The sequence below is a fragment of the Gammaproteobacteria bacterium genome (assembly GCA_032250735.1).
Lineage (GTDB): Bacteria > Pseudomonadota > Gammaproteobacteria > SZUA-152 > SZUA-152 > SZUA-152.
This window is the reverse complement of the sequence record JAVVEP010000048.1, coordinates 1-11185: the sequence shown is the minus strand read 5'-3', so window position 1 is coordinate 11185 and position 11185 is coordinate 1. Positions and strand designations below refer to the sequence as shown.

Below are 11185 nucleotides of genomic sequence, written 5' to 3'. Positions count from 1 at the left end.
GGAAAAATGTTTAATCCAGGATTGCATGGGGGTTGATGGGGATAACAGTATCTACGGAATTAAGCTTTACCCAACTCGCTCAGTTCGCGGTGGAGGATGTCGGGGTCGCCGAGGTTGAGTTCCACCAGACGCCGCAGATGCGAGATGCTGTCCAGGTCGATATGTTCGCAGCGAAAGCCGGTATGGTGATTTTCCATGTGTATCACCGAGACCTCCATGCGAATGGTGGCATCGGAATTGTCGGTCAACATCTCGGCCAGGAAGTGATCGCCGTACTTGGCATGCCAGGCTGCGGGGGTGACCACCAGCATTCCCTTTAAGGAGATGTCCAGCAGTTGGCAGTTCCAGCTACCCTGCGCGTTGACCAGATGGATCGTGGCATCAAACGGGATACGCGAAAACTTCCGTTGCTCGGTGTGTTGCTCGTCTGGAGATGCAGGCTTGTCCATGGTCTATAAACCTTTTCGCGCTCAGTGAGGTGTCAGTCAATACCGGTTATACAGAAACCCCCGCCAGCGTTGTGTGGCGGGTAACGTGAGCATACGGCAGAACACTGTATAAAGAGTAGCGATTGAGGCGGATATATCCAGGCACCGGATCCGCAGCCGGCGAGAAACCGTCGGCGCAAAAGGGCACAGCGTGTTGGCAACGGACCCTTCAGCCTCCCAGCAGGGACCCCAGCATGTGTTCGTACATGCTCGATAGCCTATCCAGATCCTCCACCGCCACGCATTCGTCGATTTTATGGATGGTGGCATTGGTCGGCCCCAGCTCCACCACCTGGGCGCCGGTGGGGGCGATAAAGCGGCCATCCGAGGTGCCGCCGGCGGTGGACAGTTCGGCCTCGATCCCCTGCACTGCTTGCACTGCGGCGCACACGGCATCCACCAGTGCGCCACTGGGGGTGAGGAAGGGGTAGCCGGACAGCGTCCAGTTGGCGGTATATTTCACGTGATGTTTGTCGAGAATCCTTTCCGCCCGTTGCTGGAGCTGTTCGTGCGTGGTCTCGGTGGAATAACGGAAGTTGAACACGATCTCCACTTCGCCGGGGATCACGTTGGTGGCGCCGGTGCCGGCGTTGATGTTGGAAATCTGGAACGAGGTGGCAGGGAAAAATTCATTGCCGTTGTCCCAGCGCTCTGCGCAGAGTTCCGCCAGCGCCGGGGCCACGGCGTGAATGGGATTGTCCGCCAGATGGGGATAGGCCACATGTCCCTGCACGCCATGCACGTTGAGCACGCAGCCCAGTGAACCACGGCGGCCGTTCTTGATCACGTCACCCACCACCCGGGTGCTGGAGGGTTCGCCCACCAGGCAGCCATCCATCTTCTCACCACGTGCCTCGAGATGCTCCACCACCTTTACCGTGCCATTGATGGACGGCCCCTCTTCGTCACTGGTGACGAGGAATCCGATCGAGCCCCGGTGCGCGGGATGCGCTGCGATAAAGCGTTCGCAGGCCGTCACCATGGCCGCCAGACTGCCCTTCATGTCTGCCGCCCCCCGGCCGTAGAGCATGCCGTCCCTGACCGTGGGTGCAAACGGCGGGTGTTGCCACTGGCCCTCGGGGCCGGTGGGGACCACATCGGTGTGGCCGGCAAAGGCGTACAGCGGGGCGCTGGTGCCGCGTCGCGCCCAGAAATTGTCGACATCACCGAAACGCAGACGCTCGATCACGAAGCCCAGCGCCTCCAGGCGGGCGATCATCAGCTCCTGACAACCGGCGTCTTCGGGGGTGACGGAGCGGCGTGAGATAAGGTCTTTGGCCAGGGCCAGGGTATCGGATTGGTGTGCAGGCATTGTCGTTTGCAATCTCTGGTTATGTTGTTTTGCGGCGTGTGCCGGGCAGGCGCGGCGCGGAATCGCTCAGTAAGCGGATCGTACCCCGGTTGTTTCATTCATTGCACGCATTGTGCGGCAATCGGCGGCCTAAAATAGCGTCTGGTATTCCGTCGGTTTGAAACCCACGTGGGTGATCTTTTTATGCACCAGTACGGGGCGATTGATCAGGCTCGGCTGCGCTAACATCAACTGGATGGCGTTGGCCTCGTCGATGGTTTCTTTATCCTTGTCCGGTAGCTGTCGCCAGGTGGTGCCGCGCCGGTTGAGCAGCAGCTCCCAGCCGACGGACTTCACCCAGGCACGCAGCTGCTTTTCATCCAGCCCGTCACTGCGCACATCGTGAAACGTGTACTCGATGTTATGCGTCTCCAGCCACTTGCGGGCCTTGCGCACGGTGTCGCAGTTTTTGATGCCGTAAAGAATGGTCATGGGTAAGAAACGAATTAGATGCCGCGCAGCAGTTCGTTGATGCCGACCTTGCCGCGGGTCTTGGCGTCGACCTTTTTCACGATCACCGCGCAGTACAGCGAATAGCTGCCGTCCTTGGAGGGCAGGTTGCCGGACACCACCACCGAACCGGCCGGCACGCGGCCGTAGCTGACTTCTCCGGTTTCGCGATCGTAGATCTTGGTGCTCTGGCCGATGTACACGCCCATGGAAATCACCGAACCCTCTTCGACGATGACGCCTTCCACCACCTCGGAACGTGCGCCGATAAAACAGTTGTCCTCGATGATGGTGGGGGCCGCCTGCAGCGGTTCCAGCACGCCGCCGATACCGACGCCGCCGGACAGGTGCACGTTCTTGCCGATCTGGGCACAGGAGCCGACGGTGGCCCAGGTGTCGACCATGGTGCCGCTGTCGACGTAGGCGCCAATGTTCACGTAGGAGGGCATCAGCACCACGCTGGGGGCGATGTAGGAGCCATGGCGCACGGAGGCGGGCGGCACCACGCGCACCCCGGATTCACGAAAATCGCGGGCATTGTAGTCGGCGTACTTGGATCGCACCTTGTCGAAATAATTGGTGAAGCCACCCTTCATGAATTCATTGTCTTCGATGCGGAATGACAGCAGCACGGCCTTTTTCAGCCATTCATGCACCACCCAGTCGCCATTGACCTTTTCGGCGACGCGCAGCTCACCCGCATCCAGCAGACGCACGGCCTCGGACACATATTCCTTGACGTGGGTGTCGACGTTGCGGGGGGTGATTTTGGCGCGGTGTTCAAAGGCATCTTCGATGACTTTTTTCAGATCGGTCATTATGTTGTGCTCCAGTCAAACGGGATTATTGATTCAAGTATGCGTGTGGTTTGTTACGGTATGTAGTCAGGGTGTCTGTATCGCTGGGCATTCAGCCATTGTCTCAGCCATTGTCTTCCACAAAGCGGCGGATCCGCTGCGCGGCGTCAATGCATTCTTCCAGCGGTGCGACCAGGGCCATGCGCAGCCGATTCTCGCCGGGATTGATCGTCCGCCCGTCCGGGGTCTGCGCATCGCGGGACAGGTAACGGCCGGGCACCACGGTCACGTTTTGCTGCGCAAACAGATCGCGGGCAAAGCTTTCGTCCGTCATGCCCTCACGCCCGGGCGTTTTTGGCCATAGATAAAAACCGGCGTCCGGGCGTTGCACGTCCAGCACGGGCGAGAGTATCTCCAGCACCGCATCGAATTTTGCGCGGTAGCGGGCGCGATTGTCGGCCACGTGTTGCTCATCGTCCCAGGCCTTGATGCTGGCCGCCTGGGTGGGGCCGGGCATGGCGCAACCGTGATAGGTGCGATAGAGCAAAAATTTTTCCAGAATCGCGGCATCGCCGGCCACAAAACCGGAGCGCAGCCCCGGCAGATTGGAACGCTTGGACAGGCTGTGAAAGACCACGCAGCGGCTGAAATCATCACGGCCGATGCTGGCGGCGACCTGCAGCAGGCCGACCGGCGGTGCGGCCTCGTCAAAGTAGATTTCCGAATAACACTCGTCGGCGGCGATAATGAAGTCGTGTTCATCGGCCAGCGCAATCAGCTGGCGCAGCGCGGCCTCGCCGATCACCGCACCGGTGGGGTTGCCCGGCGAGCACAGGTAGATCAGCTGGCAGCGTCGCCAGACCTCGGTCGGCACTGTGTCAAAATCGGGCACGAAGCCGGTGGCCTGCAGGGTGTTCAGGAACCAGGGTTCCGCACCGGCCAGAAAGGCGGCGCCTTCGTAAATCTGGTAAAACGGATTGGGCATCGCCACCAGCGCGTCGCGGCGACGATCCACCACCGCCTGGGCGAATGCGAACAGGGCCTCGCGCGTGCCGTTCACGGGCAGGATGTGGCGCTCCGGATCCAGCAGCGGCGGGGCGATGTCAAAACGTTGCGCCAGCCAGCGGGCGATGCTCTGGCGCAGGGCCAGGCTGCCCTTGGTGAGCGGGTAGTGTTCCAGGCCGCGAAGTTGCGCCGTCAGCTCCGCCACGACAAAATCCGGCGCGGCATGTTTCGGCTCGCCGATGGAGAGGGCGATGGGCGATTTATCCGCCGGTGGCAGAATGCCGTCCTTCAGCACCCGCAGCTTTTCGAACGGGTACGGATGTAGCCGATTAAGGTCTGGATTCATGTGCTTGGTGTTTTTGGTCAGGTCTGAGGTGTTTTTATAGGGTCTGAAAAAACAGGCCGTGTAGTATAGCGGAGATCGCCGGGTGATTCACCGACAGTGAACCCCGGATGTGGTGTGGGTATTTTCGTTGGGACGGAATCAGAGCAGGCCATGAGCGCATCAAGTAATGTATTGAAATATCATCGTTTTTTCCCGGCGATCGCGCTGCTGTTCGCCGCCGCCTTCTGGGGCACGGTATGGTATCCGCTGCGCCTGCTGGAGGCCGCGGGCCTGAACGGGCTGTGGACCACCTGGGTGATCTTTTGTGTCGCGGCCCTGCCGGGCCTGTGGCTGGCCTGGCCAAAACGGGCGGAGATGCTGGAGCGGCCCGGCCTGATGCTGCTGATCGCCGTGGCCAATGGCTGGCTGAATGTCGCCTTTGTGCTGGCGGTGCTGGAGGGCAATGTGCTGCGGGTGCTGTTGCTGTTTTATCTGTCGCCGCTGTGGAGCACGCTGCTGGCATGGTGGTGGCTGGGTGAGCGACCGTCACGCTTTGGCCTGGCAATCCTGCTGCTGGCGATGCTCGGCGCGCTGTTGATGCTGTGGAATAGCACCCTGGGTTTTCCCTGGCCGGAGGACAGGGCCGACTGGTTTGCGATCACCGCCGGCATGGGTTTCTCGTTTTCCAATGTCGCGATGCGCCGTCTGCGGCACCTGTCGGATCCGCTCAGGGCTGCGGTCAGCTGGTGGGGGGTGGTGCTGGTGGTTGGCGGCTGGCTGCTGGTCACGCAGGCGCCCTGGCCGACTATCTCCAGTGAGGCCTGGATGGGTGCGGTGCTGCTGGGCGTGGTGGGCATCTTTATCGCCAGCCTGTGTCTGGTCTATGGCGTGTCGCGGATGCCGGTGCACCGTTCGGCGGTGATCCTGCTGTTTGAGCTGGTGGCCGGGGCCGTCTCGGCGCAACTGCTGACGGAGGAGATCGTCACTGCGGTTGAATGGTTTGGCGGCGGCCTGATCATGCTGGCGGCCTATTTGCTAGCGCGGGAGTCCGTCAGGAGTGCCACCGCGAGACAGGCCGGACAGTGAGGGCCACAGCCGCGGCTGTGGAAAAATAGTGCGTAGGGCGCAATAACCAAAGGGCATTGCGCCGCATGGAAGATACCCACTTATTATTATTGAGTCACATGAAAAGGATACCCTTCAATTTCACGCGTCGTGTTAGTCAATGTGGCGCCTTACGATAAGAAACGATAAAAACCGATGAGGAACGATGATGAATGGATTAGAGATAGGCTTTAGCAGTTTTGCGCTGGTGCTGGTTGTGCTGGCAGTGGTGATGATCTTTGCCGGCGTCAAAATAGTGAAGCAGGGGCATGCACTCACCGTCGAGCGCCTGGGCAAGTACACGAAGACATTGCATCCGGGGCTGCATATTATTGTCCCGTTCATCGACAGGATAGGCCACAACCTCAATCTCATGGAGCAGGTGCTGGACATCAAGCGCCAGGTGATCATCACCAAGGATAACGCCACCGCTTCGGTGGATGGGGTGATGTATTTTCAGATCATGGATGCTGCAAAGTCCGCCTACGAGGTGAATAACCTGGTCTATGCGATTCACAATCTGGGTACCACATCGCTGCGTACCGTGATGGGCTCGATGGATCTCGATGAGCTATTGTCGAAGCGCGACGAGATCAACCTGCGGCTGCTGAAAACCATTGATGAGGCCACCAACCCCTGGGGCGTTAAGGTGCAGCGTGTGGAGATCAAGGACATTCAGCCGCCGGCGGATATCCAGCAGGCCATGTCGAAACAGATGGTCGCCGAGCGTGAAAAGCGGGCAGTTGTGCTGGAGGCGCAGGGCATAAAGCAGGCCGAAATCGAACGGGCGGAAGGTGAAAAGCAGGCGGCCATTCTAGAGGCCGAGGGTCGCCTGGAAGCGGCGGAGCGTGATGCCCAGGCGCGCGAGCGTCTGGCAGAGGCGGAGGCGAATGCCACCAGGGTCGTCTCCGAGGCGATTGCTTCCGGTGACATCAATGCGATCAATTATTTTGTCGCCACAAAATACATCGAGTCGCTTCAGGTGATCGGTTCCTCGCCCAACAGTAAGATGGTATTTATGCCGTTAGAGGCCAGCGGAGTGATTGGCGCTATCGGCGGGGTGACCGATCTGCTGAAAAAGGCCAACCAGTCCTGATATTTCACGTGGTGTTTTGAGGAGTCGTTGATGGAAAATTTAGCATTCTGGCACTGGTGGGTAGCGGCGCTGGTGCTGGTGATTATTGAGATGCTGGCACCGGCCACCTTTTTTCTGTGGATGGGTATTTCGGCGGGCGTGGTCGGCCTCCTGCTGTGGATGTTCCCCGGCATGGCCTGGGAGTGGCAGCTTATCGTGTTCGCCATCATGTCGGTCGGCAGTATCGTGTGGTGGCGATTCTGGGCGAAAAAGCACGCCACAAAATCGGAGGACGAAACCCTTAACCACCGCACCCAGCAATATGTGGGGCGTACCTTCACGCTGACCGAACCGATTCGTGACGGGGTGGGAAAGATTCATGTCGATGATGCGCAGTGGCGGGTTTCAGGGGTCGACTGCGAGGCAGGGACGCGCGTAAAAGTCATCTCTGCCGATCCGATGATGTTGTACGTGGAGCCGGTGTAGTGTTCAGGCTGATGCGCAGGCTGGCAACACAGGGGGCATAGTCGGTGTATTCGATTTTACATGTGAGCATGATCGTTGCCGACACCCGCAAGGCATTGGCCTTTTATTGCGGTGTGCTGGGTCTGGTCGAGGATCATCAGCGTCCCGATCTGGGTTATCCCGGTGCCTGGCTGCAGTGTGGCGGGCAGCAGATACATCTGCTGGAATTGCCCAATCCCGATCCGTGTGACGGTCGCCCCGAGCACGGGGGACGCGATCGTCATGTGGCGCTGTCGGTGGCCAGCCTGGATGCGTTGTGTGATGCGCTACAGACAGCGGGCGTGAAATTTACCCTCAGCCGTTCGGGACGCCGCGCACTGTTCTGTCGTGACCCGGACGGCAACGCCCTGGAGTTTATCGAGGGCTAAGGGTGTAGGGCGCAATAACCGAAGGGCATTGCGCCGAATGGATAATACCCACTTCCTGGAACGGTGAGCCGTGCAGGGTGGGTACTGCCTACCCTGCCTGTAGGAGCCGATCCCCCTCGGCGATTCAACCTCAACAATTTCACCAACCCGACCCATCGGCCAGGGGGCTGGCCTCCTACTCAGCACTATCTTTTACTCAGCACGTAGAAGCTGCCAAGGCGCGGTGATGGCGGTTGTGCGCGACATCAGCCGCGCATCACCTGCGACCTCATGCTGTAAAGCACATACAGGATCTCTTCCTGCTCGCGCTGACCGACATTGTTCTTTTCCATCGCTGCCAGCGCGTCGTCCAGCACCGCCATGAACTCATCACTGTCGATATTCATGCCCGCGTGCACGGCCACCATATCGTCGCCCGTGTAGACGGCAGGACCGCCGGTGCCGGTGATGACAAAATTGGCCGCCGCCTTTTTCATGGTATCCACATCGCTATTCGCAAAGCGGCTGGCAATGCGGGCGTTGCCGAGGTGATTGTCAACCAGGTCGCTGGTAATGCGGGTGATACCCTCGGTGCTGCCAAGTCTTTCATAAAGTGATGCGGTCATTTCTTTACTCCTTGTAAAATCAGTTGTTAATGTTGCGAGACGGGTGTCTATGGTGACGTTCATGCCCTGTCGGACAGACTCTAACAGTGTCTTTTGCAGGCATAAAGTACATAATCTGTACCAGTGTCGCGGGCCGAGATAGCTGTGCGGACGATTAGAAATCGGGAATCGGCAATCGATTGGTGAGGGGGAATGATGAAAGGATACGGACAATTCTGCCCATTGGCACAGTCCACACAGCTGTTGTGTGAACGCTGGACCTTGCTGGTGGTGCGTGAACTGATGGCGGGCAGCACGCGATTTAACGAGCTACGCCGAGGTGTGCCGCTGATGTCGCCGACGCTGCTGTCACAACGCCTCAAGCGGCTGGAACAGGCGGGCGTGCTGACGCGGGAGAAAAATCGTGAGGGCAGTGTCTACGCGCTGACCCAGGCGGGCCGGGAGCTGCGGCCGGTGGTGGAATTGCTGGGCGCCTGGGGCCACCGCTGGGTGCGCTCCAGCCTGGATGCCGAGGACCTCGATGCCGGGCTGCTGATGTGGGATATGCGTCGCACCGTCGATGCCCAACAGTTTCCAGCACGGCGTATTGTCATCCAGTTTTTTTATCCTGATGCCCCCAAGGGAGCACGTGACTGGTGGCTGATTTCCGAAAATGGTGAGATTGATTTGTGTCTGAACGATCCCGGCCACGAGGTGGACGTATTCATCGAATCCCCGCTGGCGGCAATGACGGGGGTCTGGATCTGCGAGATTCAGTTTAAGGAGGCAGTCCGCAACGGTGATATCTCGGTAAAGGGTGACCCGAAACTGGCCGCCCGGCTGCAGGACTGGTTATGTGCCAGCCCACTCTCCCGTCTGGGAACCTATCCGGAATTGGGAACCGTCAGCTGGAGCGCGGCGGGGTAGTGCGTAGGGCGTAATAACCGCAGGGCATTGCGCCGCATGGAAGATGTCCATTCAGCATTTAATGCTTTTATGCACGGTAGCTATAACTGTATTTATTAACACCCCGAGGCAACTATGAGACCGTGGGAATTATTGCAACGCACCACGGTGCCGGGTGACGGCTGCGAATTGCGCCTTTACCGCCGTGGTGACGAGTATTCCATCAATTGCGTAGGGCGCAATAACCGCAGGGCATTGCGCCGCATGGACGATACCCACTTATGCTGGCCAACACCATGAGACAACTATGAGACCGTGGGAATTATTGCAACGCACCACGGTGCCGGGTGACGGCTGCGAATTGCGCCTTTACCGCCGTGGTGACGAGTATTCCATCAATTGCGTAGGGCGCAATAACCGCAGGGCATTGCGCCGCATGGACGATACCCACTTATGCTGGCCAACACCATGAGGCAACTATGAGACCGTGGGAATTATTGCAACGCACCACGGTGCCGGGTGATGGCTGCGAATTGCGCCTTTACCGCCGTGGTGACGAGTATTCCATCAAGGCCGGTAACAGTGAGTTGATGAACAGCCGGGTGCACGGCTCGGAGGATGCGCTGGCCGAGCTGGCCTGTCAGCGGCTGGCGGATCGAACCTCGCCCCGGGTGTTGATCGGCGGGCTGGGCATGGGCTTTACCCTGGCAGCGGCATTACAGCAGCTGGGGCCGGGTGCCGAGGTGGTAGTCGCCGAACTGGTGTCGGCGGTGGTGAGCTGGAATCGGGAGCTGCTGTCCGCACTGGCGGGGCATCCGCTGGAGGATCCCCGCGTCACGGTCCATGAAGGTGATGTCGGGCAGCTCATCGCTGCGGGGCGGGGCGGCTATGATGCGATTCTGCTGGATGTGGACAATGGCCCGGAGGGCCTGACCCGCAAGGAGAATAACGGCCTCTACAGCCCGTCCGGATTGATTACCGCCTTCAACGCCTTGCGCCCGCAGGGTATCCTGGGCGTGTGGTCCATCAGCCCGGATCAGGCCTTCAGCAAACGCCTGGCGCAGGCCGGTTTTGGCGTGGAGGAGATTCGCGCCCGGGCGCGGGGCCGTCACGGTGGGGCGCGGCACATGATCTGGCTCGGCACAAGGCGCAAAGAGCCGGGCACAAATAACCGAAAGTAGAGTCTGCTGGAATAACAATGATGGTGAAGATGATGACAGCAATCGACGGAGTGCAGCACGATGGGTAATTCGCTTTTTGAACAGCTGAAAAAGACCGGCCTGGTAGATGAAAAAAAGGCCAAAAAAGTCAAGCAGAGCCAGTATAAAAATCAGCAGCAGAAGGTGAAAAAGGGGGCCGCCGTGCCGCCCGACGAGGCGACCCTGCTGGCCCAGAAGGCGCTCGCGGAAAAAGTGGAGCGCGATCGCCTGCTCAACCAGGAAAAAAAGGCCGAGGCCGAGAACCGGGCGATTGCCGCGCAGATCCGCCAGCTGATCGAGACCAACCGGCTAAAGGATAGCGACGGTGATGTGGTCTACAACTTTACCGATGCCAATGTGGTCAGGCGCCTGTATGTCTCCGAGCAGGCGCACCGGCATCTGGTGTCCGGCCAGCTGGCGATCGCCAAACTGGGCGAGGCCTATGCCCTGGTGCCAGCGCCGGTGGCGGACAAAATCAGACAACGCGATGCCCAGTGCATCATCCACAATGATGCCCCGGTGCAGGCCGCGCCCGCCGAGGATGATCCATACGCAGACTATGAAATCCCCGATGACCTTATGTGGTAGCACACGTCAGCAGCCAGGTAGGGTGGGCACTTTTTTGTGCCTACGCGGAAGTTAAGTAGAAGCAACATGAGGCGTAAGCCTTCCCAGCCAAGTAGGGATAAAGAGTGAATATGATACTTGCCCCCTTTCTTTTTCCTGAATCCGTAACTTCTCAAGAGCATTCGCTCTTCCCATATCATTCCAAGCGAATTCGTCAAAACCAAACGTGTTTCGCACCCGATATAGGTGGTTTCAACCGGTATTTTTCAAGAATAATTGCAAATTATCATGGTTGACTGTTTTTGGCCGATACCTGCCCATATTGCCACTGCTACGCCGGAAAACGGTGCGCAAGAATGATGTTTTATTATCCGTAAGCCAGCTTTTTATGGCTCTTCAGCAGAATTAGTGGGTAAAAACCACCGGGAATTTTGAAACAGG

General features: G+C 58.9%; 13 protein-coding genes. 7 read left to right on the top strand and 6 right to left on the bottom strand.

The window, feature by feature from the left end:
• Positions 1 to 59 precede the first annotated feature (59 nt).
• The 5 genes from RRB22_15350 to dapC all read right to left on the bottom strand — a co-directional run bounded on the left by RRB22_15350 (position 60) and on the right by dapC (position 4437).
• Positions 60 to 449 carry a PilZ domain-containing protein gene (locus RRB22_15350; protein ID MDT8385780.1) on the bottom strand — a complete coding sequence of 130 codons (390 nt, stop codon included), beginning with the start codon at positions 447 to 449 and terminating at the stop codon, positions 60 to 62.
• A gap of 208 nt (positions 450 to 657) precedes the next feature.
• Positions 658 to 1800 carry a succinyl-diaminopimelate desuccinylase gene (gene dapE, locus RRB22_15345; GenBank protein ID MDT8385779.1) on the bottom strand — a complete coding sequence of 381 codons (1143 nt, stop codon included), beginning with the start codon at positions 1798 to 1800 and terminating at the stop codon, positions 658 to 660.
• Between the two features lie 129 nt (positions 1801 to 1929).
• Complete coding sequence (locus RRB22_15340; protein ID MDT8385778.1) at positions 1930 to 2271, bottom strand: ArsC family reductase; 342 nt, start codon at positions 2269 to 2271, stop codon at positions 1930 to 1932.
• A 14-nt stretch (positions 2272 to 2285) separates the two neighbouring features.
• Positions 2286 to 3107: a 2,3,4,5-tetrahydropyridine-2,6-dicarboxylate N-succinyltransferase gene (gene dapD, locus RRB22_15335; GenBank protein MDT8385777.1), complete on the bottom strand. Its 822-nt coding sequence runs from the start codon at positions 3105 to 3107 to the stop codon at positions 2286 to 2288.
• A 103-nt stretch (positions 3108 to 3210) separates the two neighbouring features.
• Positions 3211 to 4437, bottom strand: coding sequence for a succinyldiaminopimelate transaminase (gene dapC, locus RRB22_15330; protein ID MDT8385776.1), 1227 nt, complete (start codon positions 4435 to 4437; stop codon positions 3211 to 3213).
• Between the two features lie 150 nt (positions 4438 to 4587).
• Between dapC and RRB22_15325 the strand changes: the two genes are divergently transcribed.
• From RRB22_15325 to RRB22_15310, 4 genes are all read left to right on the top strand, one after another.
• The gene (locus RRB22_15325) at positions 4588 to 5502 is read left to right on the top strand and encodes a DMT family transporter (protein ID MDT8385775.1); all 915 of its coding nucleotides are present in this window, start codon (positions 4588 to 4590) and stop codon (positions 5500 to 5502) included.
• Positions 5503 to 5686: 184 nt separating this feature from the next.
• On the top strand, positions 5687 to 6616 hold the full coding sequence (locus tag RRB22_15320; GenBank protein ID MDT8385774.1) for an SPFH domain-containing protein: 930 nt from the start codon (positions 5687 to 5689) through the stop codon (positions 6614 to 6616).
• A 30-nt stretch (positions 6617 to 6646) separates the two neighbouring features.
• Complete coding sequence (locus RRB22_15315; GenBank protein ID MDT8385773.1) at positions 6647 to 7081, top strand: NfeD family protein; 435 nt, start codon at positions 6647 to 6649, stop codon at positions 7079 to 7081.
• Between the two features lie 53 nt (positions 7082 to 7134).
• Complete coding sequence (locus RRB22_15310; protein ID MDT8385772.1) at positions 7135 to 7488, top strand: VOC family protein; 354 nt, start codon at positions 7135 to 7137, stop codon at positions 7486 to 7488.
• Between the two features lie 245 nt (positions 7489 to 7733).
• Here RRB22_15310 and RRB22_15305 read toward each other — a convergent pair whose 3' ends face one another.
• Positions 7734 to 8093: a group 1 truncated hemoglobin gene (locus tag RRB22_15305; protein ID MDT8385771.1), complete on the bottom strand. Its 360-nt coding sequence runs from the start codon at positions 8091 to 8093 to the stop codon at positions 7734 to 7736.
• A gap of 192 nt (positions 8094 to 8285) precedes the next feature.
• On the opposite strand from RRB22_15305, the gene RRB22_15300 reads away from it, so the two are divergent.
• From RRB22_15300 to RRB22_15290, 3 genes are all read left to right on the top strand, one after another.
• Positions 8286 to 8999 (top strand): helix-turn-helix domain-containing protein, encoded by a 714-nt coding sequence (locus RRB22_15300; protein MDT8385770.1) that lies wholly within the window; start codon positions 8286 to 8288, stop codon positions 8997 to 8999.
• 458 nt (positions 9000 to 9457) lie between these two features.
• Positions 9458 to 10159 (top strand): hypothetical protein, encoded by a 702-nt coding sequence (locus RRB22_15295; protein MDT8385769.1) that lies wholly within the window; start codon positions 9458 to 9460, stop codon positions 10157 to 10159.
• Positions 10160 to 10219: 60 nt separating this feature from the next.
• Positions 10220 to 10765, top strand: coding sequence for a DUF2058 domain-containing protein (locus RRB22_15290; protein ID MDT8385768.1), 546 nt, complete (start codon positions 10220 to 10222; stop codon positions 10763 to 10765).
• Positions 10766 to 11185: the final 420 nt, after the last annotated feature.

What these genes read in the sequence shown, in the direction of transcription:
- RRB22_15350 (MDT8385780.1), bottom strand. Translation starts at nt 449, where the DNA reads ATGGACAAGCCTGCATCTCCAGACGAGCAACACACCGAGCAACGGAAG.
- RRB22_15325 (MDT8385775.1), top strand. Translation starts at nt 4,588, where the DNA reads ATGAGCGCATCAAGTAATGTATTGAAATATCATCGTTTTTTCCCGGCG.
- RRB22_15295 (MDT8385769.1), top strand. Translation starts at nt 9,458, where the DNA reads ATGAGACCGTGGGAATTATTGCAACGCACCACGGTGCCGGGTGATGGC.
- RRB22_15320 (MDT8385774.1), top strand. Translation starts at nt 5,687, where the DNA reads ATGATGAATGGATTAGAGATAGGCTTTAGCAGTTTTGCGCTGGTGCTG.
- dapE (MDT8385779.1), bottom strand. Translation starts at nt 1,800, where the DNA reads ATGCCTGCACACCAATCCGATACCCTGGCCCTGGCCAAAGACCTTATC.
- RRB22_15340 (MDT8385778.1), bottom strand. Translation starts at nt 2,271, where the DNA reads ATGACCATTCTTTACGGCATCAAAAACTGCGACACCGTGCGCAAGGCC.
- RRB22_15300 (MDT8385770.1), top strand. Translation starts at nt 8,286, where the DNA reads ATGATGAAAGGATACGGACAATTCTGCCCATTGGCACAGTCCACACAG.
- RRB22_15305 (MDT8385771.1), bottom strand. Translation starts at nt 8,093, where the DNA reads ATGACCGCATCACTTTATGAAAGACTTGGCAGCACCGAGGGTATCACC.
- RRB22_15315 (MDT8385773.1), top strand. Translation starts at nt 6,647, where the DNA reads ATGGAAAATTTAGCATTCTGGCACTGGTGGGTAGCGGCGCTGGTGCTG.
- RRB22_15290 (MDT8385768.1), top strand. Translation starts at nt 10,220, where the DNA reads ATGGGTAATTCGCTTTTTGAACAGCTGAAAAAGACCGGCCTGGTAGAT.
- dapC (MDT8385776.1), bottom strand. Translation starts at nt 4,437, where the DNA reads ATGAATCCAGACCTTAATCGGCTACATCCGTACCCGTTCGAAAAGCTG.
- dapD (MDT8385777.1), bottom strand. Translation starts at nt 3,107, where the DNA reads ATGACCGATCTGAAAAAAGTCATCGAAGATGCCTTTGAACACCGCGCC.